We start from the raw sequence: 26396 nt of genomic DNA, 5'->3' as shown, positions 1-26396 counted from the left end.
CATCTGATATAAATGATAGCTTGGCATTCTTATCAAACTTTCCTGATGTCTCCAGATCATGCCAGGTCTTAGCCTGCAATGTATTTAAGAGATCATCCACTCTGGTTTGTCTTTCTTCGGCAGATAAAGTATTTATCACCGAAAAGTTGTTGCTTACTTGATTTTTGTTGTTCTTTGCCTTAGCATTCATGTTAGATACCTCTCGTATTCTTGGATTATTACCAACTGCCAGGTCAGTAACAATCCAACTTTACTTGAGGTATTCTTTTTAGGTCAACCCCTGTTTATATCATACAGGAAGCTCCTGAATGATACATCTTCGAGGAATAATTATGATTGTGATAAAATTTTATTTACTTTACGTAATAATATCATAATTTTGTAATTAGTATCATTATTGCTATGATATTTATTACGGTTCAGATATAATAGCAATTTGTAGTTATGTCTGCTTGGGGAGCAGATAGTGGTGGATAAATGGTTGTTGGGGGAATAATTATGCAGTATGCAGTTTTGTATATTATTGTATTGTTGGTTATTATACCGGGGGTTGAATTTAAACATATAGGGTTAGAAGGTGTTGTTCCTGTTCAGAAAAATGTAAATAACTTGAGAGGATTATTTGCAATTTTAATTATATTTACACATTGCACATTGGCATATAATAATCTTCCTCAATTATTACTACCATTTAAAAAGTTGAGTACTTTTGGGGTGGGATTCTTTTTTGTTTTATCAGGATATGGGGTGGCTTTCTCATATAATTCCAAGGATAATTATCTTGAAAATATTATGACTAAAAAATCCCGTGGATAGTATTTGCGGCAGTACTTTCTAGAATAATAACTGAAATAGTTCTATATTTTTCTATGGGATTAAATATGTCTATAATGGGCATATTTAAAGAAATGAATTGGTATATCTATACTTTGTTATTTTTATACTTTGTTTTTTGTTTTGCGTATAATTGTTTGAAAAATAGATGCCTGCGGGTCTTGTGTATATGGCTTATAGTAGTAATTACTACTTTTGTGATTCTTTTTTTATGTAAAAAGGGGATGCCTTTAATTGGAAGAAGCTATTTTATTAGTGAATGGGCCTTCCCTTTTGGTATTACGATTTATGAGTATAGAGAGAATATAGAGAGTTTCTTTTCAAAACATACTGCTTTATTATTTGGAGTTATGTTGGTGCTATTGGGATTTACATTTGTAATGTCATTAAAAGCAGATGAATGTAGCATCATGGATCTGGTAGGACATAATTTGATGTTGCTACCTTTCTATTACTTTGTTTCCTTAATATGTAAATATTTTGTTTTTGGTAATTTTGTACTGAACTTTTTGAAAAAAATATCATTTGAAATATATTTATATCAATTTGGGTTTCTGCTAGTTTTAAAAACATATCTTAAAGAAATGGACATTAGATATTTTTTATTAAGTGGAATACTAACTGTGATATTTGCATGGTTGATTAGAACAGTGGTTAATAGGGCTGTTGTTTTGTGTCAAAAAAATAAAGAAATAGACATCGATTGGAGTTTGTTCAAATGAAAATTCGAGAATGGGGGATAATAGGTGTAATTATTTTGCTTGTAGGGATTTTGTCTTATGGATTAGGTGTCCATAAGGTTGGACTAAGTGTTGATGAAGTATGGAATTATGGACTTGCTAATAATATAGGCAGTATCACTCCCAATATTGTAAGAGGTCAGGAATATACAGGATTTGGGCCCTTTGAGGACTTTTTACAAGTAAAAAAAGGAGAGGGGGTTAACTATATAAATGTATGGCAAAATCAGGCAAATGATGTACATCCTCCCTTGTATTATATTGTGTTCCATACTGTTTGTTCTTTCTTTCAGAATTCTTTTAGTAAGTGGTATGGAATAGCAGTTAATGTAATTTGGATGATATTTATTATTTATTTTCTTTATAAACTCACAAAGGATATATCAGGGAGCATTTTTACGGCTGGTAGTGTTATTACAATATATGGAACATCGGTGGTTTTTCTTAATACACTTATGTTTATTAGAATGTATACACAGTTTACTTTCTTTGCTCTTATACTTGCATATTTGGTCCAATTATATTGGTCGAAGCAACAAGATAGAATCTTCTATATATCGCTGTCTCTTATATTGATACTTGGACTGCTGACACATTATTATTTCATGATTTATGCGTTTTTTCTTTGTGCTTTTTATGCGATTGAACTTATTCGTGGAAATAGATTTAAGGAATTGCGCATAAGCCTGATTACAGTAGTGGGCTCAGCTGTAGTATACTTGCTTCTTTGGTATCATATAGCCGGTCATTTGTTTAGGGGATATAGAGGAAAGGAAGCTTTTTCAAAGGCATTCTCTATGAAAAGCTTGTTTAGCGGGGGGATAGGACTGCTTTATATATTAAATGACCAGGCATTTTGTGGAACAATGATTTTGTTTGTGGTTATAGGCTTTGTTTTAGTGTGTATTAGTATATATAAAAAAGAAAGACTGATCGGGTATAAAACATCATTACTTTTAAGCTGTATCTTATATGTTTTTTTGGTTGGGAAAATAGCACCCTTCATTTCTGTTAGATACATAATGTGCACATCATTTGCTTTTATTATGATTGCATTTATTGATTTGGAAAAAACCATAAATATTTTAATGAAAAATAAAAGAATTGTTTCGGGAATAGCTGCACTAATCATCTTTATGACAATTAATGTAGCTAATCTTATGGGAAGGAGATTTTATGTACCAGATGATAATTACGATGAGGAATATCAAGAGATTATTTCAACTTTGAATGATAGGGATGCGGTGGTGTATATTGCAGATGATTGGAATGCTTTTTATTTTTATAATGCGCTTATAAATACTAAGAGCTATACTTTTGTAGATGAGCAAAGCTTTAAGGATGCAACAAAAGAGAGGAAAGAATATGTACTAATGATTTATTCAAGTACCCCGGAAAATCTAATCAATGAATTGAATTGTGATCTAATATATCAGAAGGGTGCAATTTCATATTTTCTGGTTAATTAGTTCTTTGTGAAGGCAGCAAGTTGGTCATAGTATTTGAGAGAAGACAAAAACAAGAGGTTGGCATCTAGTCAACCTCTTTTTGTTAAGGAATATATAGAAAAATTTATTTGTTATTTAATTAACAATTGTGAAATATTACATAATTAAATAAGTATTATTCATTATTATTCTTTCTAACTGTCAATTGTTATATTTATATTGACCTAGTAAAATATTAGATTGAGTGTTTATGCACCATTTTGGTCTAGGTGGGAGGAAATTAATAAGGTGAAATCCAATAAAAGAGTAGAATGGGTTGATATTGGCAAGTTTATATGTATCATGTGTGTAATGTTTAGCCATTTAGAGAGTAATAATGAAGTGGCAAATATTTTTATAAAATACTTTTTTTTGAATGTTTTTTTCTTTTTAGCTGGGTATGTTTATGTGAGTCCAACTACGTTTAAAACTCACCTAACAAAAAAGTTAAAAGGATTGATGATTCCGTGGTTTGTTTTTGGAACATTTAACATTATGTTGTCCTCAATTTCTTCGTATAAAACAGATAGGAATTTTATGCGGGAGATGAAAATTAATTTGTTACAGGTAAGAGGATATGGAGATAGAATGTGGTTTGTTGCCGCATTGTTTGTTGCGTTTATTCCTTTCTATTTTATTATTAAATATTTAAATAAAAATCAGGCTATTGCAGTAGTTGCTATATCGCTTGTAATTCGAATGTTGTATTTGAATTTTATGCCTGAGAATATTTTTATATGGCAGACTAATGCATTACCTTGGCATATTGATTATGTTCCGTGGTCTTTATTATGGATGGTTTTAGGATACTTCTTTAAAACTGATTGGGAGCGGATATTTGATAAGGGTAATAAGTTCTTAAAGGCTGTTATACTCATGAGTGTGTATTTGGTGCTGGTATATACAACTATTTTATATTTACCGGGACCAATAGGTGAGGTGCTGGCAACATACATAAGACCTCTTTCGGGAGTAATGGCTATCATTTCTTTATGCAAAATAATTAAGACAAACAAATATTTTGCATTTGTGGGAGCTAACACATTAACTTATCTTGCACTTCATGGGAAAGTTGAAGCAGTAATAGAACATGTTTTTAAAACGAAAATATCTGCTTTTTATAATATGTGTTTGGAAAATGCATTTTATTCTACATTACTGGGGATTATTATAACAATCGCAGTATCTCTTATATTGATTATTCCCACAATAATAATCAATAAATGGCTTCCGTGGGTATTGGGGCGTCCATATAGGAAGAAAGCAACAGTTTAAGGGAATGATGAGGATATTTGGTATATGATTAGAGTTTTACATTCAGTAAGTAATATGGATAGAGCGGGAATAGAGACCATGCTGATGAACTATTATCGCCATATTGACAGAAACAAAGTGCAGTTTGATTTCTTATGTAATAAGAAGAAAGCAGGTGCATATGATAGTGAAGTGGAATCATTAGGCGGTCGTATTTTTCGTTCTCCCGGTCTGAATCCGATCAAGATTCCTGTATATATGAAATATATGAAGAATCTTTTTAAGGAGCATCCTGAGTATACAATAGTTGAAGCTCATAACGGGGCATTTGGGGTGTATGCTCTTCATGGTGCAAAAATTAGTGGAATTCCTACCAGGATTTTTCATGCACATGGTGCTGCTATAACAAAGGACTGGAAACTTCCACTAAAGAAGATATGTATGATGTTTCTTCCTATCAATATGACACATCATTATACGTGTGGAATTGCTGCTGCAAAATGTTATTTTGGAAATGAAATAGTGGAAAAAGGAGATTACGAATTTATTCCAAATGCTATCGAGGTGGAACGATTCATTTTTGATAAAAACATTCGCGATAGGATAAGGAAGGAGAACGGACTTGAAGATAAGCATGTTTTAGGACACGTTGGAAGATTTATGGCTCAGAAAAATCATGCTTTTATATTAGATGTTTTTGCAGAACTTGTAAAAAAAGATGATAATGCAGTGCTTGTTCTTTTGGGAGATGGGGAACTAATGGATACTATCAAGAGTAAAGCAGCTGCTCTTGGTGTTGATGAAAAAGTCATTTTTGTAGGAAATGTCGGGAATGCTAATGAGTGGTATCAGGCATTTGACTCGTTTATACTTCCTTCTGTTTGGGAGGGACTTCCTGTAGTTGGTGTAGAGGCACAGGCTTCAGATTTACCTTGCATTTTTTCTGATGCTATAACAAGGGAGATAGGCTTCTCTGATGAGGCAAAGTTCATAAGCACAAATGCTTCTTTGGATGTATGGACAAATGCAATAATGCAAGCTTTCAAAAAGACAGAAAGAATAGATAAAACAGATTTAATTAGAAATAACAATTATGATATAAAAACAGAAGCTATAAAACTACAGGAGAGATATTTAAGACTGGCTGGTAATCAATAATGAAGATAGGTATACTTACACATCAATATATAAATAATTATGGCGCCTTTTTACAGGCATATGCTCTTCACCAAGCTATAAGCAACATTTTCCCTGAAGATATAGTTGAAATTATAGATTATGTGAATGTTAAGCATTTTATTATAAATGCAGGAGGATGGTTCAGATACTATAAAGATAGGGAAAATCCTGCTTGTTGGCTTCAAAAGACAAAACTTCCACATACGTTTGCCAAAGCAAGAAATTCTCATATGGTATTGTCCAGAAGAGTGTTTAATGCAAAACAGATAAATGCTCTTAATTATGACTGTATAGTTGTTGGAAGCGATGAAGTATGGAATTTTAAAGATTCCAAAGCTAATGCTGCTATAAAATTTGGTGATGGATTAAAATGTAAGAATTTAATTGCATATGCACCAAGCGTTGGTAAAACAGAAGCAAATGAAATATTACCTGCTTATGTTGAGAATGGAATAAGAAAATTCAAAGCTATTTCAGCAAGAGATGATCTTACATATGAATTGGGAAAGAGAATTACAGGTATCGAGCCAACCAGAGTGCTTGATCCAACATTTTTAGGCAGCTTTCCTAAAGACAAACTTGTTGTGAAAAATAAACCGTATATTCTATTTTATTATTGTGAGAAGCTTCCTAAGAATATTATTGAACAGATATTTAAATATGCCAGAGAGCATGACCTTGCTGTTTATGGTGCAGGCGAATGTGACAAGAGATATTCAGAAATTTCTGTAAATTTAAAGCCATTTGAATGGGTTGAGATGTTTAGAAATGCTGAGTTTGTGTTTACTGGTACTTTTCACGGAGCTGTTTTTTCTATTCTAAACAAGCGACAATTCAAGGTTTATCTGACAAATGAAAGTAGAATTAAGAAAGTCGGAGCTCTGCTTACAGAATTGGGAATATGTAATAGAGAGATAGATGATAATTATACTTTTGATTTGGATAAACAGAGTAATGAGATTGATTACGAGAAAGTATATGAAGTAATTAATTCGAAGAGAGAGATTAGTAAAAATTATCTTAGGAAAGCTATTAAAAATTAAGGTTTGAAAAATGAAAGATAATAAAGAAATAGTACTGTTTGAAAGTAAGGATCAATGTTGTGCATGTGGTGCATGTATGAACGTATGTCCTAAGCAGGCTATAAGGATGGAAGAAGATAAATATGGTTTTCTGTATCCGCGTATAGATAGTGATAAATGCATAGGATGTGGAGCATGCAAAAGAGTATGTGCTTATCAACAGGTTGAAGAAAAAAACAGTCCACTAATTTCCTATGCGGCTGTTAATTGTAGTAATGATCAGAAAACAGTTTCAGCGTCGGGGGGGATTTTTGCAGCATTTGCTACAAAAATAATTGATGATGGTGGAGTTGTATTTGGATGTGCGTTAGAAGAAGTACACGATTCGCTTATTCCACATCACATAGCAATAGACAGTATAAGTGAGCTTGGAAGACTGCAGGGATCAAAATATGTGCAGAGCTCTACAGAGTTTAGTTTCTCTCAGGCAAGGAAATATCTGGATGAGGGAAGAAAGGTTTTATATTCAGGAACACCTTGTCAGATTGCAGGACTAAAGAGTTATCTTGGAAAGGCGTATGATAATCTGATTCTTGTTGACCTAATATGTCACGGAGTTCCTAGTGCAAAGTTTTTCAATGATTATCTGAATGCTGTAAAAAACAGAAGACATTATAGAAAAATAACCAATTATTCTTTTCGCGATAAGAAAAAGGGATGGGGAATGAATTTTCGAATAGATGCAATAGATGCTAATGGAAAGTCGATTTCATTTTACAATCCTGCGAGACTTGCTTCATATAATACGTTATTTCTTGATGGACTTACATATCGGGATAATTGTTATAACTGTAAATATGCGTCAAAAAAACGACCTGGAGATATAACAATTGGCGATTATTGGGGAATCGCCAATGAGCATCCTGAATTAATTAATAAGAATGGCTTTGATGAAAGATATGGAATATCATGTCTCATTGCTAATACTGAAAAGGGTAAGTCTTTTTGCAATGAATTAGATGAATATTTGGAAAAAGTTGAATCCCAATATTCAAAGATAGCTAAACGCAACAAGCAGTTGAACAAGCCCTCCGAGCGAAGTCCTAAAAGGGACAATATAATGAATATTTATGCTGAAAAGGGATATGAAGGGATTGAGGCTTTATATAGAAAGAAATATAGAAAGCAACGAATAGTACATTTTGTATATAACAAAATACCAAGAAGTATTAGAAATGTTATAAAAAAATATAAGGACCAATGATTGGTATGAAAAAAGAAAAAATATTAACTATTATAACTCCAACCTATAATAGAGCAGAAAAATTGTCTGTTTTATATGAATCTTTATGCGAGCAGACATGTGAAGCCTTTGAATGGCTTATTGTTGATGACGGTAGTGAAGACAAAACAAAAGAAGTTGTACAAGGTTGGATTGATTCAAAAAAAATATCCATTTCATATTTATATAAGTGCAATGGGGGAAAACATACCGCACTTAACGTTGGAATTAAGAATATAGAGACACCATTGACATTTATTGTTGATAGTGATGACTATTTACTTCCGGAAGCTGTTAATCAGATTGTTTCTGATTATTCGGATATTTCAAGGGACGATATCTGTGGGATAGCATACCTTAGGCAAAGTAAAGATGGGCATTATCTTACAAATAAGCTTGTGCCTGAAAATGGACTTATTGAGAGCTTTTGCGACTGCAGGTATGGGCGTGGGATTAAAGGTGACATGGCTGAGGTTTGGATGACAAAATGCTTGAAAGAATATCCATTTCCTGAGTTTGAGAATGAAAAATTTGTGAGTGAAGATGTTGTCTGGATACAGATGAGCCAGAAATATAAACTGATATTTTACAATATTCCTATTTATATATCTGATTATTTAGAAGGTGGATTGACTAAAACAAGGCGTGATCAAAATGCTAAATCACCTAATGGGGGTATGTTTAGAGGCATAGTTCAGCTAAGAGCAAAACTGCCATTATATTATAAAATTAGAGCAATTTTATATTATCAAATATATGGCAGTATAGCAGGATATTCTTATAAAGACTTATTTGCTAAATCAGAGAAGAAATTGTTGTTTTTAATTATGTTCATTCCTTCAATATTTTTAAGAAAAAGGTATTCGTAATAATGAAGAAAAAAATATTATTTATAATGACCAGTTTATATAACGGCGGTGCTGAAAAGAGTCTGGTGAATCTTTTAAATGAGTTAGATTCAGAGCAGTATGAAGTGGATTTGCTTTTATTAAAGAAAAAAGGCATTTTTTTGGATCAGGTTCCTGAATGGGTAAATATACTAGAAATTCCAGAAGGAATTAAACTTATGTATTCGCCAGAACTTGTAAAAGGTAAGTATTTGACTAAAGCCAAAAGACTTATGGCAAATGCTGTTATTAAGACAACCATAAAGAGAGACTGCTATGCAAGGGCAATGAGATGGAAGCATTTATACAGTAAAGAAATAAATGTTATAGATAAACACTATGACGTTGCTGTGGCATATATTACTGGTGAGCTTTTATATTTATTGTGTGAAAAAACAAATGCAGATAGGAAAGTTCTTTGGGTGCACAATGACTATAATGCAGAAGGGCAGCCTCGAGAATTTGATATGCCTTATATGGACAAAGTTGATGCAATTGTGTCTATATCTGAACAATGTGTCAATGTCCTTAAGGATGTATTTCCTATGTATACAGATAAGATATATGAAATACATAATATTACTTCTTCCAAGGTTATTGAAAAACAAAGCAATGTATTCTTTCCGGAAGAGTATAAAAGGGGACAGAATACGCTTGTGTCTGTTGGAAGACTCGCGAAGCAGAAAGGGTTTGATATTGCTATTCAAGCAGCTAGCATCATGAAAAAGAAAGGAATAGATTTTTCATGGAATGTAATAGGGACAGGGGCACTTGAAGAAAAACTAGGCAAAATGATTGAAGAATACGATGTGGCCGATGTTTTTCATCTTATTGGTGCCCGCCAGAATCCTTATCCTTATATTAAAAATGCAGATATTTTAGTTCAACCGTCCAGATATGAAGGGAAATCAGTTGTCCTTGATGAAGCTAAGATTTTGGCTAAACCAATTGTAGTTACTGACTATCCTACTGTAAGAGATCAGATTGTTGATAATGAGGAAGGAATTATAGTTGAGATGACGCCGGAAGGAATTGCTGAAGGCATAATTGCTGTATTAAATGATACAAATAAGAGAGAAAAAATCATAGATCATCTACGCTTACATGAGTATGGTAATCAAGATGAGATTAGTAAATATTATGATGTAATTAATGGATAAAAGAATTTTATGAATACATATGATAATTGTACAGCGACTGATCTGGTTAGCATAATTATACCGGTGTATAACGTAAAAAAATATCTTAAAAGATGTGTAGATAGTGTTCTTGCTCAGACATATCAAAATATAGAAGTGCTGCTTATTAATGATGGCTCTACAGACGGGACAGACATAATTTGTGATAATTATGCTAATAATGACAAGAGAGTGAGGGTTTTTCATAGAAATAACAGTGGAGTTGCAAACGTCAGGAATTTTGGACTAGATGTTGCAAAAGGTAGCTTCATATTATTTGTAGATAGTGATGACTGGATTGAGATAGAATGCGTTGAAAAGCTTGTTAGAAGTGCTATTGAGACAGAAAGTGATATAGTTTGCTTTGGATATTATATGGCATATGAAGATGGTAAAAAAGAAGTAGGCGAGCAATATAAAGCAGCGGTTCTTGGCAAAGAAGAGGCACTAATTAGACTAAATGATTATAAGCTAAATGATTATCCATGGGGAAAGCTATACAAAAAAAATGTATTTATTGATGTTAAATATCCAGCGGTTATTTGCTGTGAGGATATGGGAACTACATATAAAACATTTAATAATGCAAACAGGGTTATGATAATTGAAGATATTTTATACTCATATTTTCAAAGATCTAATAGTACAGTGCGTTCTGCTTCTGTTCAACGGATAGAAGATACATTTTTGATGTATAAACAAAGACTGGAATTCTTTCATGATCATTTTGGGACAATAAATCAATCTTGCAAAAAAGAGCTCACTAAATTAGCATATTTTGTTTGTGATTCCCATAAAAAAAGTAGTTGCGGTATAGCATATAAGACAGCACTGAATGTTATTGCTGAATATAAAGAGGTTCCAAATATCAGTTTTAAGGCGAAGATTAAGTATTATTATTATAAGCTTAAAGGGAAATACAGGTTGTATAGATGAAAGTTTTAATCGTTATAAATAATCTTGATAGTGGAGGTGCTCAAAAAAGCCTTGTCTCTTTTTTGAAAGCATTGGAGGAAGATGGTGGCTTTGCAGATTATTCAATAGATTTATTACTTGGTGAGAAGAAAGGTATTTTTTTGCAAGATATTCCAAAGCAGGTAAATATCATTGATACTCCAAAGTACTTCAAGTGGATGAATTGTGAAGTTCATGAGCTTAATATTATTAAGGACTTTTCATTATATGGAATAATAGGGAAAGTACTGTACATTATTAAGAAAAAAATAGGAAGAAACAGTAAATATGGCAGAAGTGAGTTTTGGCTCACTTGGAGAAATATTATTCCCACAAACGATAAGCAATATGATATTGCCATAGCGTACATGGATGGATGGCCAAATTATTATGTTACTGAAAAGGTTAATGCAAAGAAAAAAGTACTTTGGGTTCACAATGAGTATCAAAAATTAGGCTATTATAAAGAACTCGACAAAAGATGTTATGAAAACAGTGACAGGATGATCACTATTTCTGAAAAATGCAGAGCAAGTTTGATAGAAGCGTTTCCTGAATGTATAGAAAAGATAACAGTATTGGAAAATATTACACTTGCTAGTGACATAATGAGAAAAGCAAACAGAGGATGTGCTCCTGAATTCGAGAGAAATAAAGAAAAAATGAAACTTCTTTCAGTAGGAAGGCTTGTAGAACAGAAAGCTTTTGATTTGGCAATAAGAACGGCTAATGAACTAAGAAAGCGAAATATTAGTTTTATTTGGTTAATACTTGGAGAAGGTCCGGACAGAGCTAAGCTTGAAAAACTGATAAGTGAATATCAGCTTGAAAATTATGTCTTTTTATTGGGTGTAAGAGAAAATCCCTATGCATACATGAATGCATGTGATATATTTGTGCAGACCTCTATTTTTGAGGGTAAATCTATTGTTATTGATGAAGCTAAGCTTCTTTCAAAGCCCATAGTAATTACTAATTATAAAACTGCCAAGGACACAATTAAAAATCGAATAAATGGAATAATTGTTTCGATGGATGAAAATAGTGTTGCAGATGGAATAGAAGAATTTATCAATAACTGTGATTTTAAAAATAAAGTAGTCGACTATTTAAAAGCTAACTGTCATGGTAATGAGAGTGAACTAAATAAGTATATAGACGTAATGTTTTAGGAAGGAATTCATATAATGCATGATTTTCAACTAAGTATAATCCTACCAATTTATAATGTTGAAAACTATTTAGAGAGATGTATCAGTTCAATTGAAAAACAGGACTTTACAGATTATGAAGTGATTTTTGTTGATGATGGTTCTACCGATAGCAGCGGAAGACTTGCTGATGAATTATCTAAACGTTTCACTAATAGCATAGTAATTCACAAAGAAAATGGGGGATTATCCAGCGCCAGAAACGCAGGATTAGAAAAGGCAAATGGTGAATATGTATTTATGATTGATTCTGATGATTGGTTGGAACAGGGGGCATTATCTAAAATAATGAAACAAGCTTCAACAAATCCAGATATTATTAAATTTAATCTTATAAGAAGACCCAATGGAGAAGTTGGAAAAAGTGAAATAGCTCCTGGAATATATGAAAAGAAAATCATTAGAGAAAAGCTTATTAAGATTGCTATAGAGAGAACAGAGAATTTTATTTTTTCTGCATGGAGTCATGTATATAAGCTCGATTTTTTAAATGATAATGCTATACGTTTCATCTCAGAAAGAGAAATTGGAAGTGAAGACTACTTATTTAATACTGAGGCCTTTTTGGCTGCAGAAAAAGTAGCCGTGATAGAGGATCCTTTATATAACTATGACTTGCGGGATGGTAGTCTTACTCAAAAATACAGGGAAAATTTATGTAATGAGTATATAAAGCTACATGAATTAATGCAAAAAGCAATAACAAGAAATGGTTTACAAAAAGAATTGGAAGAAAGTCTTGCGTTTTCATTTATAGAAAAAATGATGTGGGTTTGTTTTGTGAATGAATGCACAGAGACTGCTGTACATACCATAAAGGACGGGTATAGAAATATACATAGAATGGTTAGGACAGAGGAATGCCAAAAATACCTAAAAAAATATCCGTATTATAAAGCAAATAGTAATAGAAAGTTTATTGTATCACCGATGAAAATCAATATTGTTTTACCGGTTATATACCTTATTAGGAGATAACTGAGGGATTAAGTATGTATATTAAAGCAAAAGATGCATATATGTTCATAATGTCATGCTTGGTTGCGATTGTTGTATTTGTTCAATTTTCCACAACATACATTAGCTCATTTTCTGGAATTCCATTTAAGTATTTGATTCCGGTATGTTTGGCTACGCTTGTTTATTATAAGGCTCTTCTTCAGCCAGAGAACTATAAATACAGTATTTTTATTTTACTATTTACGACAAGCGTATTATTGTCTGCTTTTATCAATCAAGGCGTTTATACTCAGACAATATTAACATCATTAGGAACCGTAACAAAGATGCTTTTATTAGTTCTTTTTATTCAGATAAGCAAAAATGAAGGTTGTTTAAAAGAAAATTTTAAAATTATCTTCTTTATTCTCCTTGTTTTTTGTGTGATTTCGGATGCCCTTGCTGTTGTCAATCCTCATATAACTTATTCCTATTGGGGAGAACGATATAGTGACTATTTGGTGGGATCAAAATTCTCATTGTCTTATATGCATTTTTGGCTTGCTGTAATGTTTACCTATCTTTTTGAGAATAGAATCAAATTAAAATATGCGCTTTATTTATGGGTCTTTGTTATTGCGATTTATTCGGAATGTTCAACTATGATAGTTGGCATGTCATTTTTTATTATGATGTCCTTTGTTGGGGATAGAATGAGTCGGATACTATATTCAAAGTCATTTATGATTGCATTTTTGGTCGCATGTAACACTCTTTTAATCATTGGAAGTAGTATATTACAGGTTCCTATAGTCCAAAAAATAATAATTGGTGTTCTTCATGAAAATGCTACTTTATCTGGAAGAATGAATATCTATAATAGTCTGGGAGCACTTTTGCTAGTTAATCCTTTTGTTGGAGTGAGCTTTGACTCCAATTATGTCTTTTCAAGTCAATTTGTGAATGCTGCAAATTTTCAAAATGGCATATTGGATAATTATGTTTCATATGGCTGCTTGGGAATATTGCTATTGTTATGTGTATTAGTGTATTTTAACAGTCTATGTAAGAAATATAACGACAAATTTTTTTTGTATGCTGTTTATATGTTTATTTTACTATCATCAGTAGAGATAACCTTTAGGGCAAGCATATATTACATGATATTAGTTGGAATAGCACTAATTGAAATGAAAAACCAGGATAATTGTGCGCCGATTGTTAAGGAGAATTAAATGAGGTGTGTGTTTATCTTGCCATATTTCGGCAAGTTTAAAAACTATTTTGAATTATTTTTGAAATCTGTAAAGTGCAATGATAAATTTGATCTTCTTCTTATTACTGATAATGATGAGATGATTGAATATCCTGATAATGTTCTTGTAAAAAGAATGGAATTCATGGATTTTAAGAGACATATTCAGACCAAGTTTGATTTTAGTATAAATTTGGATTCACCATATAAATTATGTGATTATAAACCAGCTTATGGTTATATCTGTGAAGAGTGGATTTCTGAATATGATTATTGGGGACATTGTGATTGTGATTTGCTCTTTGGAGATTTGAATAAGCTGATCAAATTGATGGAGAATGGCTATGACAAATTATTTGTTGCAGGCCATTTAACAATCTATAAGAATACGAAAGAAAATAACAGGATTTTTATGAGTCAGTTACCTGAAAAAGGTTTCTTGTATAAAAAAGTATTTAGCAGTAACGATATTTTTGCCTTTGACGAAGTGTGTTATAAGGTGAATGTTAATGATCTATTTATGCATGCTGGAAAAAAGATATATGAAGAGGATATGTCTTATAATACATCAACAAAACATAGTATGTTAGCCAGGGTAAGGTTTGATAAAAAAAGCCGAAGATGGAACGTTGAAAAAACAAGAAATGATCAATTGTATTGGAACGACGGACATGTTTATAGAATCAGATATGGACTAACATACAAAAAGGTAGAGGAGTTTCTGTATGTTCATCTCCAAATGAGGAAAATGAAGTTTGATAGAAGTATTCTTGATAGTAATGTAATAAGAATTTTGCCAGATAAATTCAAAGCAGTAAACCGAATACCAACGAATTATATTGAGTTTTTAGGCAATATAAATATTTATATTGAATATGCAAAAATAAAAAAAGCTTGTTATAAATTGATTAAACATAAATCCTCAAAAGTCGTTATTAAATGGGATACGCCATGGGAATATGATCCATATATGTGATTTTGTGTGTATGGAGAGGAGACAGTAATTTAAATGGTTATAAAAAGGTTATTAAAAAGGTTATTAAAAAAGAATTATGTCACTTCAGATGAATATATACGCCAATTAAGGAATAAGGGAATAATTATCGGCGAAAAATGCATATTCTATCATCCAGGCAAAACCAATATAGATACACAAAATCCAGGAATGATACGTATTGGCAATAATGTGAGAATAACGGAAGGCGTACAGATTCTAACTCATGATTACAGTTTTTCTGTATTATGTAGTGTTAAAGGAGATATTGTAGGAAGTGTAGAACCTGTAAGCATTGGTAATAATGTATTTATTGGCAGAAATGCGTTTATTTTAAAAGGAGTCACTATAGGTGATAATGTGATAATTGGTGCCGGATCAATTGTTTCAAAAAACTGCGAATCTAACAGCGTATACGCAGGTAATCCTGCAAAGCGAATTTGCTCTACTGAAGAAATGTATAACAAAAGGAAAGAAAAACAGTTAGAAAATGCAAAAAGAGTTGCTTTGACATACTACAAGGAGACAGGTATAAAACCGGATGAAACAGTTTTAAGAGAATACCAGTTGTTATTCACACCAAGAGATATAATGCCAGAAACAATTAAGGCACTGATAGATGATAGTGGATGCATAGACCTTTGTATGGATTACTATAAAAATAGTAAGCCTATGTTTGACGGACTTGATAAGTTTCTTTTATATTGCGGAATAAAGTAGAAATACATATTAAAAGTAACTATTATGCGAGTAAGTGCAGTATGCTGCACTTACTCATTTTGTGGAGGAAGGCAAGTGAAAAAAGCAGCAATAATAACAATATGGGATTTGGAAAATCTGGGGAACAGACTACAAAACTATGCAGTTTCTAAAATTGTTGAAAAAAAGGGACTCATTCCAAAGACTATTATTATAGATGAAAAGAAAGCGTTAACACTTAAACGTAGAGCAAAGTATTTATATTGGTGTTTTTGTTTTATTATTACAAATGGCAAAAAGAGAATATTTGAATATAGAAAGCAGCATTTTCATGATTTTACTCGGAAAAATATTCCATCCTATGTAGTACATAATCAGAAAGAACTTAATGAGTTTGACTATGTTTTTATTGGCAGTGATCAGATATGGAATTCGGCTTTTGTTGAACCATCAGAATATGTATATGCACAAATGGTTCCGCCGGAAAAGGTTATTTGTATTTCACCTAGCTTTGGCGTTAGTTCTTTCGATGAAGAGATTGAGAAGAAAATAACTCCTTACTTGGAACGGTTGATACATTTGAATGTTAGAGAACATTCAGGTGCAGAAATAATAAAACGCTTAACAGGAAAAGATGTACCTGTATTTATAGATCCGACCCTCATGTTGACAACTGAGGAGTGGATACAGATAGAGAAAAAGCCTAGAAAAATAATAAAAAATAAGTATATTTTAAAGTATTTTCTTGGAAAAGAACCTGAAGAAAGTGTAAAGGATACTAAGAAATTAGCTGATGAGTATGGATATGATGTAATAAATGTTTTTGATAAGAACTTTCCATGGCAGTATGCAACAGGCCCAGCTGAGTTTCTTTACTTAATTCATCACGCAGAGATGATTTTTACAGATTCATTTCATTCATGTGTTTTTTCCATACAGTTTAAAAGACCATTTTGGGTATATAAGCGAATAGGAGAATCAATGAATTCAAGGATGGATACTTTGTTTGAACTACTAAATATGGAAAGTAGATTCGTTCATGATCAGAATGATCCATTTAGAATCGATTACAGTGGTGTTGAGACTGCATTGGAACGTGAAAGAGAAAGAGTGAACTCCTTTTTGGATAACATCATCTCGGAATAAAAGGAAGGTATAGTTAATAATGAAATTTAATAGAACTAAGAATGCTACAAGAAATGCATTTTATGGAATCTTGTTAAAACTATATGGAATCATAATTCCATTTATAATGAGGACGGTTTTTATCCATTTTATGGGAGAACAGTACCTGGGATTGAGTAGTTTGTTTACTTCAGTACTTCAGGTGCTAAATCTTGCTGAATTAGGTGTAGGAAGTGCGATGGTATATAGCATGTACAAACCTATCGCCGAAGACAATACAAAAAAAATCTGTGCATTGATGAAAATGTACAGAACATATTATAGAATCATTGGTTTGGTAATAGCTGTAGCAGGGCTTATACTTACCCCGTTTGTTCCTTCGCTAATAAAAGGAGATATTCCGGGAGAATTAAATATCTATGTTTTATATTTATTAGAGTTGAGTGTTACGGTACTTTCATATTGGCTTTTTGCATATAGAAACTGCTTATTTTATGCATACCAAAGAAGTGATATAAATAGTAAAATCAATATCATTTCCAATACAGTAATGTATCTCATTCAGCTATTCGTACTTATTTTTGTACGTAATTACTATGTATATATTATTGTTTCATTGCTTGCGACTGTAACAAAAAATATTGCCACCGGGCTACTATCAATTAAGAGGTTTCCTCAATATGAACCTCAAGGAGAATTATCTAAGTCTGAGAAGAAGGATATTAATAAGAGAATTAGAGATCTGTTTACTTCTAAAATAGGATCGGTTGTTATAGGGTCTGCAGATTCAATTGTTATTTCAGCCTTTTTAGGATTAAAGGTCTTGGCAAGATATCAGAACTATAGCTTTATTATGAACTCTATTATGGGAATACTTACTATCCTTTATGCTAGCTGTACAGCTGGTATAGGAAATAGCCTTGTAGTGGAGACGAGAGAAAAGAATTTTAATGATCTCAAGAAGATTACTTTCATCTTTGGATGGATATCAACTTTTTGCGCAGTTTCTTTTTTGTGTTTATATCAGCCTTTTATGACGTTATGGATGGGAGAGGAACGACTTCTTCCTTACAGTATAGTTATATGTCTTGCTGCATACTTTTTTATAGCTGAAATTAACCAGCTACTAAACTTATTTAAAGACGCAGGCGGATTATGGAGTAAGGATAAATTCAGACCACTGGTTACTTCTTTAGCTAACCTCGGTATGAATCTTGCAATGGTTAGATTTTGGGGATTATATGGAGTTATTTTATCTACTGTTTTATCAATGCTCTTTATTGGGATGCCCTGGCTGTTCTACAACCTATTTACAGAATTATTTGATAAAGAAGATTTATTACCATTATTAAAAGAGATAATATCATTTGTTTTTGTACTTACAATATCAGCATTTGCTACATATGGATTATGTGAATTAACAAATGCAGATGGTGTTATAGGAATACTGATAAGAATGGTGATATGTGTTATTGTTCCAAACACTATACTATTTATATGCTTCAGACGAACAAAAGAGTATGAGCAGGCTTTATTACTGGTGAATAAAGTGACAAAAGGTAAACTGTCTTTTCTTGTTAAAGATACAAATGTGGGAAGGAAAGTAATAAACTAATGATTAGTTTAAAACATAAGAAAGATTGCTGCGGATGTGGGGCTTGTTATCAGATCTGCCCTAAACAATGCATCGATATGAGATGTGATGTAGAAGGCTTCTTATATCCCAATGTTGATAAAAGAGTTTGTGTTGACTGTCATTTATGCGAAAAAGTCTGTCCAATATTGCATCAGGAAAAGACTGAAGATAAATATCTGGGAAGTATATTGGCTAAGAATAGAAGTGATATAAGGCTAAATAGTTCTTCAGGTGGGATATTTGGCGAACTTGCGAAAGTAATTTTATCATCCGGAGGTGTAGTATTTGGTGCTGCTTTTGATAACAAATGGATGGTACATCATATAGCTATAGAGTCTGTGCAGGATATTCCTAAAGTGATGGGGAGTAAATATCTTCAGAGCGAAACACAAAAGTCATTCATTGAAACTAAAAAATATCTTGAAGATGGCAGAGAAGTACTATATTCAGGAACTGCATGTCAAATTTCAGGACTAAAGGCTTTCTTAAGGAAGCATTATGATAATTTGTACACGGTTGATGTTCTGTGTCATGGGGTTCCATCGCCGGGTATATGGGAGAGATATTTGTCATCTATATCACAAGAGTATTGCTCAGATATAGAAGCAATCAATTTCAGAGATAAAATATCTGGATGGCATAATTACTCAGTGTCAATCAAATTTTGTAATGGAGATTTGTACTCTGAAAATTATGAAAAAAATAAGTACATGAATATGTTTTTGAAGGATTTGATTTTAAGGCCTTCGTGTTATTCATGTAAGTTTAAAAAAATGGAACGCAAATCCGATTTGACTATAGGTGATGCTTGGAATATTGAAAATGTCATGCCTGAGTTGGATGATGATAAAGGCACTTCTATTTGCATTACACATACGGATAAGGGAACTAAAATATTAGATAGGATAAAGGATTCGCTTAAAATGGCAGAAATAGAATTGGATACAATTCTAGCCGAGGACGCAGATTCCCGTAAGCCTGTTATTATGCCTGGCGGAAGAGCTTATTTATTCTTTGCATATAGACATAATGCTAATTTTAATGCATTATGTCGAACTATGAAAAATACTAAGAAGAACAAACTTCTTAAGAAAATTATAAGAAACAGAGAAAATTAGTTTAATCGGAATTCGTGAAAGGTGAGTTTAAGCTGAGAAAATGAAAGAAAACTATTTGGTAAGTATTGTAATACCTATTTTCAATGTTGAGAAATATGTTTCTGAATGTTTAGATAGTGTATTGGCTCAGACATATAAGAAACTTGAAATAATTGCCATTGATGATGGCTCTACAGATGATTCAGGTAAAATTTGTGATAAATATGCTTCAATGGATAATAGAATTAGAGTTATTCATAATACCAACGGAGGGGTGGCAGCAGCACGCAATTGTGGACTAGACGAATCTCATGGAGAGTATATTGCATTTGTTGATTCAGATGATATTGTGGCTGAAAATTATATTGAAGAATTGCTAGGGGCATGTCTTTTATATGATTGTAAGATATCACAATGCAAGCATATTCGATTTATAAATAATGAATATAAAGAGTTAAAAAAATCTTTAGAAAAAGGCACATGTATTTTACTGGATGGCAGGGAGGTTACAAAAAAAATATATTCAAATGAAGGCGTTGATACTACAGCATTGTGTACAAAGTTGTATCATAAAAGCGTTTTTGAAGGGCAAAGATTTCCTCTTGGAAAAATACATGAAGATTTCTTTTTGTCATTTGAATTATTGTATACTACGCCTAAGATAGCCTGTATGGATTATACTCTTTATTATTACAGGAAAAGCGAAAATTCTATAACTACTGTGAAATTTAATAAGAAAAGATTACATTATCTTGAAGCTGTTGAAACCCAGATGAATTACTATGAGCGCTCAGGTGATAATGAATTATTCAATATGAGTCTTGAGCATTATATGTATTCAATAATGAATTTCATTGATTTGGCACATAGGGATATGGAGCAAGATTTAAAGGAAGTTATTGATGTCTTAAAGGAAAAAATGAAAAGAGCATTGATGATTTGTAAACAAAAAAATATATCAGTTCCAAATAAATATATAATTGTACAATATGCGCCGGTTGCTACAGTAATGATTACAAGAAAACTTAGTTATTACTCATGGAAAATAAAAAGGGGAATAAAAAAATAAGCATTCTAAAAAGGGTGTAAGAGGATAAAAAATGAAAATTGGTATTATTACATTCCATAGAGCAGTTAATTATGGAGCTGTATTACAAGCATATGCATTACAGCATATACTAGAAAAAATGGGGAATGATGTTGAAATTATTGATTATAGAAGTCCAAAAATCGAAGAAGATGCATCACCTTTTGTTGGTTTTAAGAAGCGCAGTGGTTTTTCCACAGCATTTAAAAGATGTATTTTTAGATCCAGGAAGAATTTGGCATTTCATTTCTTTTTTAAAAAGTATATTAGATTGTCAAAAAAAGCTGTCACAAATCAAGAACTAAGAAAACTTGCAAATAAATATGATTGTGTAATAACGGGAAGTGATCAAGTATGGAATATTGGTTGCTCTGGAAATGATGCAACATATTTTCTGGATTTTGTTGAGGAAGGAAAGAAGAAGGTTGCATATGCAGTAAGCTTTGGCGGAGATGTACTGTACTATAATAAAGCTATAGATTATAAAAAATTAATTACAGATTATAATGGAATATCAGTAAGGGAACGTAGTGGAGTTCCTATGGTTAAGGAAGCTGCCGAGAGAGAAGCGCAGGTTGTACTTGATCCGACACTTCTTTTAACTAGAGAAGATTGGAAAGCAATGGTTGGAAATCGACCAATAAAAGAAAAATATATTTTTGTATATTACCTCAGACCACCTGTAGACTTGATGAACTATGTGCGAGAACTTTCTAAGAAAACTGGCTATAAGATTATTAATGCAAAGTCTAGTAAAGCTTTCTTTCTAAAGAACTCGCCAGCAGATTTTCTTACTTGGATTTATCATTCTGAGTATTTTGTTACGAATTCATTTCATGGTACAGTTTTTTCTCTTATCTTTAAGAAAAAGTTTGCAATTGAGCTAAACAACAAATTTGATCTTAATAACAGATCCAAAGAGTTGTTGGATATGGTTAAAATAGATAGAAATCTTTCACTTGAAGATATAGATTTTATTGATAAGGAAATAGACTATTCAAGTGTTGATGCTATTATTTCAAAAGAAAGAGAGAAATCCATTGAGTTTATAAATAAATCATTGGATAAATGCAAAGAGTAATAAAGATGGAAATTTGTAATAAAGAAAATTGCACAGGGTGCAGTGCATGTGTAAATATATGCCCTAAAACAGCAATTTCTCTTCGTGAAAATGAAAAAGGTTTTTTATATCCGGAAATTGATAAAAAGAAATGTGTAGAATGTGGGCTATGTAGTAAGGTTTGTCATATAAACAATGATATTCAGTTAAACAAGGTTAGTAGTAAATATTTATTTAAAAACAATGATTTTTCTATGAGAAAAAGCAGCTCTTCTGGTGGATCTTATATGCCTATGGCTCAAGTGGTTATAAAAAATGGAGGAACTGTTTTTGGTGCCGAATTTTCAGACAATCTTATGGTAAAGCATAATTACTATAAAGATTTAGAAAATATTAGAAAGTTTTGCACTTCAAAATATGTTCAGAGTGATATAGGAAACACATATAAAATTGTTTACGAGCTACTTAAAGGACACGAAAAAGTCTTATTTTCTGGCTCTCCTTGTCAGGTAGCGGGATTGAAATCATATCTTTCAATGGTTAAATGCCCTACTGATGATCTTATAACAGTAGATTTTATATGTCATGGAGTGGGAAGCCCCAAATTTTGGAATGATTGTTTAGGATTTTATTCTAAGAAATTTGGGTCTAAGGCAGTAAGTGCCAATTTTAGAGGAAAGCCACGACCAGGAAAACTTCAAAATCTTACAATATCATTTTCAAATGGTAAGAAGTTCCAGGCCCCTTCCGCAAATATGGAAGTGTTCTTCTATCACTTTTTGCAAAATTGTATATTAAGAGAATCGTGTTTTTACTGTAAATATAGCAAAACGGAGCGAGTTTCGGATATTACGATGGGGGATTGTTTCAGAGCAGAAGCAAAATTTTTATACCTCCAAGACGGATATGGATTGTCCCAATTGATGGCTAATACAGAAAAGGGTCAAGAGTTCATCGAAAGTATCAGAGAATACGGGGATTTGGTTCAGGTTGATGTAAATAACTATATTCAACCAAATTTACTTAATCCGACGTCTAAACCTCAAAGGTATAATACGTTTTGGGATGAATACCTTAGTAAAGGCTTTAATGGAGCATTAAGAGTAAGTAATTATTCAAGCTTTAAAAATAGAGCAAAACATATTGTTCTTTGTGTTGCATATTACTTACGACTGGATTCAAGTATAAAGAAAATTGCGCGTATTATATCAAAGCATTGATAGAGATTAAATATCTCTTGTACTAAAGAAATCATTTAAGGCTGTTCTTTGCCTTAAATGATTTCTTTAGTTTCTTTCGCATTAATAGGTACCATGAATAATATAAGTATAAGAAACAAAAATGTGTACATATTGGCGGTACTCAATATACATGTAAAATATGAAATTGCCATTAAGGCAATACATTTTTTGTATAATTGAGGTTCATTACTAATAAAATATAGGTAAACAAATGAAATAATTAGGAATATGTAACCAAGCATACCAACGATTCCTTCATTACATATTATTTCCACATAACCAACATCCATATATGATGAAGTATGCCAGTGGTTAGCTGAATAATACTGAAGAACACCTCTGGCAGTAGACCTTGCACCTAGACCAAACACAGGATTTTTTCTCAAAGCATAATATATTCCCGTGAATTGAGTTAATCTTGAAACACTTCCATAATTTCTGTTTTCACCATATGTTACATCTTTATTCGGCGAGCTATTGTTAATATCAAATTTGAACCCAACTTCATTTAAAACTGCTTTTCCAGATCCTTCATAAAAAAAGCGATAGTATGGACTAATAAAAGAAAGTGTGCAAATGATAACTGCTATAGCAGTAAGTAGTAATAAAGAGTTCTTGAAAAAAGACTTCCTTTTTGCAGCTCCCTTTAATACCAGCAAAAAATAGGTAATTACTATAAAGAAAAAGAAAAAGATACCAGCTCTACTGCCTGAATGAATTATTGCAAATATGTCAGATAAACATACGAACAGATACCTCTTTTTTAATGTAGAGTTATACAAGTAAAGAATGAGAGGAAATACAATTACACACATGTTTGCATATATGCCAGGTAAAGCCATTGTGGTTGTGGATCTTAAGAGTCCAAGGCGCATAAAGTGATCATTAAGCATATCCTTTGAAACAGTATATAAATTATCAAAAGGATTTGTTAAAGTAAAGCTTTCTAAGATACCTATAATAAACATAACAAAGGAAGACCAAACGACGATTCTAATAATGATTTCTATTTCGTGTCTCGTCGGGCTTAACATGTATATTGCTATAAGAAAAAATAACTGTTCAAATATGATTTCAAATATAGCTTTAATTGCTTCGCCAGTAGTTGTGATGTAATAAAGATTAGCAATTATTCGTAAAACAAAATATCCTGCAAGAAATAAATATGCTTTACTAATTGCTCCTGTATGTAAAATATTTAAATTATTTCTGCGATTTAGAAAGGCATAAATATATAAAATAACATACATTAGACGTAAAACAGTGAGAACAGGAAGAGAACTACTAATTGATATTCCATAATACTTGGGAAGAAATAACATACATGGTATGAAAAGATACAAGTATTGTTTTTTTATAAAGAAATAAATATTTGCAATTATTAGGGCTGTAGAGAATAGTAATAGAAACAATTGTAGTCTCCTTATTTGACTGTTATGCTTTTCCTTTTACTCCATTTAGAGTAAACCTTTAGGCTTCCATTTTTGTAGTAGCTTCTTATACGAATGTAGTATTTATTGCCAAATATGAGTTTCTTTATTGTACAAAAAGTTTTTTTGGAAGATTTAATATTTTTCGTTTTTACTTTGTTTTTAAAAGATTTATCGGTACTATACTGAATCTGATAACCGCTAATGTTTGTGGCCCTTTTTTTCCACTGTACCGATATGGAATTGCTTTTTAGGGCTAATTTTTTTATATTTGTCTTTTTGAGCGTATAATCTATATATTCGTTGTTTTTCTTTACTGGTCCTGTGTATAGGCCTGGTTCAACTGCTCCAGTTTGATATAGTTGGTTTAAACTGTAAGTATTGTATTTCTTATATTGTGCTACTGGAACGGTATGTCCCCAATGCGTTTTTCTATTTGTGCTCGAAGATAAGCCTCTAGAAGTAAATAGCTGAGTAACGGTATTTATCCCAGTTAAATCTTTTGTATCAATAGCTATTGCTGCTGTCAATTTGCCGGCGGCATTATCGTCTGACCAGAAATCATAAGCAACAGCATAGTAAAGATAATCAGATTTATCTATAGCTGTTGGCATAGCCCAAAAGTGAAGACAATACCCATTAAGTTCGCCTGATGATAATGAAATCTTAGCGCCTTCAGTAGAATATTGGATATTAGAAGGTTTTTTGGGAGCTTCTTTAGATCCCCAAGGCATTTTATACAGGTATATTCCTGTTGGGTAAGGTTGATTATCTATGACTATCCATCGATTACGAGATTTAGAATAAGCAAAAAGTTTCATTTTTCCAATATAAACTGTAAAATTTCCAGAAATGCTTTTTTTGTTTGTTAAATAGATGGAACCAATTCCTAGAACTTTTTGGGATTGTGGTGACGAAGTATCTGCTAGAATACGACCATAGGAACGCCCGTTTTTAGCCATTTCTTCACTTTGTGATTCAGAAGGTTGGGTCATTGAATCATATACAGGGTCATTACTGGCTAAACAAACAATGTGAATGGAACACCAAATAATAATAAAAATAGCAAATAGTACTATTCTTGTTTTTTTTATATTAGTCAGTATTGTAAATAAAAAAAAGTTATTATTGCTACACTTGTTAACCATAAATATTTTGAGTCTCCTGCAAGTTTTCTTTGATTATATCATATAAGGAAAAATATAAAAAAACTGACCTAATGTATGCGAATACTTTTCTTTTTGCTCCATTTTGAGTACAGAATCTGCTCATGCTGGACTTTATATGATCTGATTCTAAAATAGTATTTTCCGGATTTATGTATTTTAAATAATTTCGATGTTTTTTTGATTTTTGTTAATTGGATTGTTTTAGTATTCTTATTGAAATTTCTGTTTGTACTATATTGTATTTGAAAACCACGAATATTTTTGGCTTTATTCTTCCAGTTTATCTTTATAGAATGCTGCTTTGGTAAAAGAGAAGTTAATTTTGGAGACTTTATACTGGAGTCGATTTCTTCATATGATTTTTTTGAAATGTTATCTTCGGAAGTTGCATTATGATTTGTATTATCAGGCTTGATTTGATTAGTATTTGAACTACTGCCAGGTATTACTTGGTTAGAGTTGTCGCTAGGGGCATCTTGACTAATGCTTTCATCAGTGCCAGGAGAAGTTTGATTTTCATTTTCCGATAAATTTGAATCACTAGAAGGGGTATTCTCAAGTAAATAATTACTAGAGGCATCATTGCTTTCTTTTGAAATGTTATCTTCGGAAGTTGCATTATGATTTGTATTATCA

23 protein-coding genes and 2 pseudogenes are annotated in these 26396 nt (G+C 32.0%); 21 read left to right on the top strand and 4 right to left on the bottom strand.

Going from position 1 to position 26396, the window contains the following annotated elements:
• Window positions 1–190, bottom strand: a pseudogene (locus G602_RS0114710) (hypothetical protein); the annotation flags it as partial.
• Between the two features lie 308 nt (window positions 191–498).
• Between G602_RS0114710 and G602_RS0114705 the strand changes: the two are divergent.
• From G602_RS0114705 to G602_RS26815, 21 genes are all read left to right on the top strand, one after another.
• Window positions 499–816 carry an acyltransferase family protein gene (locus G602_RS0114705; protein ID WP_026659669.1) on the top strand — a complete coding sequence of 106 codons (318 nt, stop codon included), beginning with the start codon at window positions 499–501 and terminating at the stop codon, window positions 814–816.
• A 53-nt stretch (window positions 817–869) separates the two neighbouring features.
• Window positions 870–1556 carry an acyltransferase family protein gene (locus G602_RS0114700; protein ID WP_155829921.1) on the top strand — a complete coding sequence of 229 codons (687 nt, stop codon included), beginning with the start codon at window positions 870–872 and terminating at the stop codon, window positions 1554–1556.
• Window positions 1538–3043, top strand: coding sequence for a hypothetical protein (locus G602_RS0114695; protein ID WP_155829919.1), 1506 nt, complete (start codon window positions 1538–1540; stop codon window positions 3041–3043). The genes G602_RS0114700 and G602_RS0114695 overlap by 19 nt, the downstream gene beginning before the upstream one ends.
• 267 nt (window positions 3044–3310) lie before the next feature.
• A complete protein-coding gene (locus G602_RS0114690; protein ID WP_026659666.1) occupies window positions 3311–4336 on the top strand; it encodes an acyltransferase family protein in 1026 nt (341 codons plus the stop codon).
• Between the two features lie 24 nt (window positions 4337–4360).
• Entirely contained in the window at window positions 4361–5473 is a 1113-nt protein-coding gene (locus tag G602_RS0114685; protein ID WP_026659665.1) for a glycosyltransferase family 1 protein, read from the top strand.
• A complete protein-coding gene (locus tag G602_RS0114680; protein ID WP_026659664.1) occupies window positions 5473–6537 on the top strand; it encodes a polysaccharide pyruvyl transferase family protein in 1065 nt (354 codons plus the stop codon). Before G602_RS0114685 ends, G602_RS0114680 begins: the two co-directional genes overlap by 1 nt.
• Before the next feature lie 10 nt (window positions 6538–6547).
• Window positions 6548–7780, top strand: coding sequence for a Coenzyme F420 hydrogenase/dehydrogenase, beta subunit C-terminal domain (locus tag G602_RS0114675; RefSeq protein ID WP_044932240.1), 1233 nt, complete (start codon window positions 6548–6550; stop codon window positions 7778–7780).
• A 5-nt stretch (window positions 7781–7785) separates the two neighbouring features.
• Window positions 7786–8667 carry a glycosyltransferase family 2 protein gene (locus G602_RS0114670; protein ID WP_026659662.1) on the top strand — a complete coding sequence of 294 codons (882 nt, stop codon included), beginning with the start codon at window positions 7786–7788 and terminating at the stop codon, window positions 8665–8667.
• 2 nt (window positions 8668–8669) lie between these two features.
• Window positions 8670–9845, top strand: coding sequence for a glycosyltransferase (locus G602_RS0114665; protein ID WP_026659660.1), 1176 nt, complete (start codon window positions 8670–8672; stop codon window positions 9843–9845).
• A gap of 9 nt (window positions 9846–9854) precedes the next feature.
• On the top strand, window positions 9855–10799 hold the full coding sequence (locus G602_RS26830; RefSeq protein WP_049945250.1) for a glycosyltransferase family 2 protein: 945 nt from the start codon (window positions 9855–9857) through the stop codon (window positions 10797–10799).
• The gene (locus tag G602_RS0114655) at window positions 10796–11989 is read left to right on the top strand and encodes a glycosyltransferase (protein ID WP_026659659.1); all 1194 of its coding nucleotides are present in this window, start codon (window positions 10796–10798) and stop codon (window positions 11987–11989) included. The genes G602_RS26830 and G602_RS0114655 overlap by 4 nt, the downstream gene beginning before the upstream one ends.
• A gap of 15 nt (window positions 11990–12004) precedes the next feature.
• Window positions 12005–13006: a glycosyltransferase gene (locus tag G602_RS26825; protein WP_044932237.1), complete on the top strand. Its 1002-nt coding sequence runs from the start codon at window positions 12005–12007 to the stop codon at window positions 13004–13006.
• Between the two features lie 14 nt (window positions 13007–13020).
• Entirely contained in the window at window positions 13021–14202 is a 1182-nt protein-coding gene (locus G602_RS0114645; protein ID WP_026659658.1) for a hypothetical protein, read from the top strand.
• Window positions 14203–15198 (top strand): DUF6625 family protein, encoded by a 996-nt coding sequence (locus G602_RS0114640; RefSeq protein ID WP_026659657.1) that lies wholly within the window; start codon window positions 14203–14205, stop codon window positions 15196–15198.
• Window positions 15199–15231: 33 nt separating this feature from the next.
• Window positions 15232–15936 carry an acyltransferase gene (locus tag G602_RS0114635; protein WP_026659656.1) on the top strand — a complete coding sequence of 235 codons (705 nt, stop codon included), beginning with the start codon at window positions 15232–15234 and terminating at the stop codon, window positions 15934–15936.
• A gap of 75 nt (window positions 15937–16011) precedes the next feature.
• Complete coding sequence (locus tag G602_RS0114630; protein ID WP_026659655.1) at window positions 16012–17061, top strand: polysaccharide pyruvyl transferase family protein; 1050 nt, start codon at window positions 16012–16014, stop codon at window positions 17059–17061.
• A gap of 19 nt (window positions 17062–17080) precedes the next feature.
• Window positions 17081–18655, top strand: a complete 1575-nt coding sequence (locus G602_RS0114625; RefSeq protein WP_026659654.1) for a lipopolysaccharide biosynthesis protein — start codon at window positions 17081–17083, stop codon at window positions 18653–18655.
• Complete coding sequence (locus G602_RS0114620) at window positions 18655–19794, top strand: Coenzyme F420 hydrogenase/dehydrogenase, beta subunit C-terminal domain (RefSeq protein WP_026659653.1); 1140 nt, start codon at window positions 18655–18657, stop codon at window positions 19792–19794. Before G602_RS0114625 ends, G602_RS0114620 begins: the two co-directional genes overlap by 1 nt.
• A gap of 40 nt (window positions 19795–19834) precedes the next feature.
• Entirely contained in the window at window positions 19835–20842 is a 1008-nt protein-coding gene (locus G602_RS26820; RefSeq protein WP_049945249.1) for a glycosyltransferase family 2 protein, read from the top strand.
• A 31-nt stretch (window positions 20843–20873) separates the two neighbouring features.
• Complete coding sequence (locus G602_RS0114610) at window positions 20874–21941, top strand: polysaccharide pyruvyl transferase family protein (RefSeq protein WP_026659651.1); 1068 nt, start codon at window positions 20874–20876, stop codon at window positions 21939–21941.
• Window positions 21942–21946: 5 nt separating this feature from the next.
• Window positions 21947–23140, top strand: a complete 1194-nt coding sequence (locus G602_RS26815) for a Coenzyme F420 hydrogenase/dehydrogenase, beta subunit C-terminal domain (RefSeq protein WP_196808687.1) — start codon at window positions 21947–21949, stop codon at window positions 23138–23140.
• Window positions 23141–23193: 53 nt separating this feature from the next.
• Here the strand turns inward: G602_RS26815 and G602_RS0114600 are convergent, their stop codons facing one another.
• The 3 genes and pseudogenes from G602_RS0114600 to G602_RS31015 all read right to left on the bottom strand — a co-directional run.
• Window positions 23194–24573 (bottom strand): O-antigen ligase family protein, encoded by a 1380-nt coding sequence (locus G602_RS0114600; RefSeq protein WP_026659650.1) that lies wholly within the window; start codon window positions 24571–24573, stop codon window positions 23194–23196.
• An 11-nt stretch (window positions 24574–24584) separates the two neighbouring features.
• Window positions 24585–25739 carry a fibronectin type III domain-containing protein gene (locus G602_RS0114595; protein ID WP_026659649.1) on the bottom strand — a complete coding sequence of 385 codons (1155 nt, stop codon included), beginning with the start codon at window positions 25737–25739 and terminating at the stop codon, window positions 24585–24587.
• A 68-nt stretch (window positions 25740–25807) separates the two neighbouring features.
• Window positions 25808–26396 (bottom strand): annotated as a pseudogene (locus tag G602_RS31015) (hypothetical protein); the annotation flags it as partial.

Source organism: Butyrivibrio sp. AC2005 (assembly GCF_000424145.1).
GTDB lineage: Bacteria > Bacillota > Clostridia > Lachnospirales > Lachnospiraceae > Butyrivibrio.
Note: the sequence above shows the minus strand (reverse complement) of the source record. Positions and strands in the feature narration are given on the sequence as shown.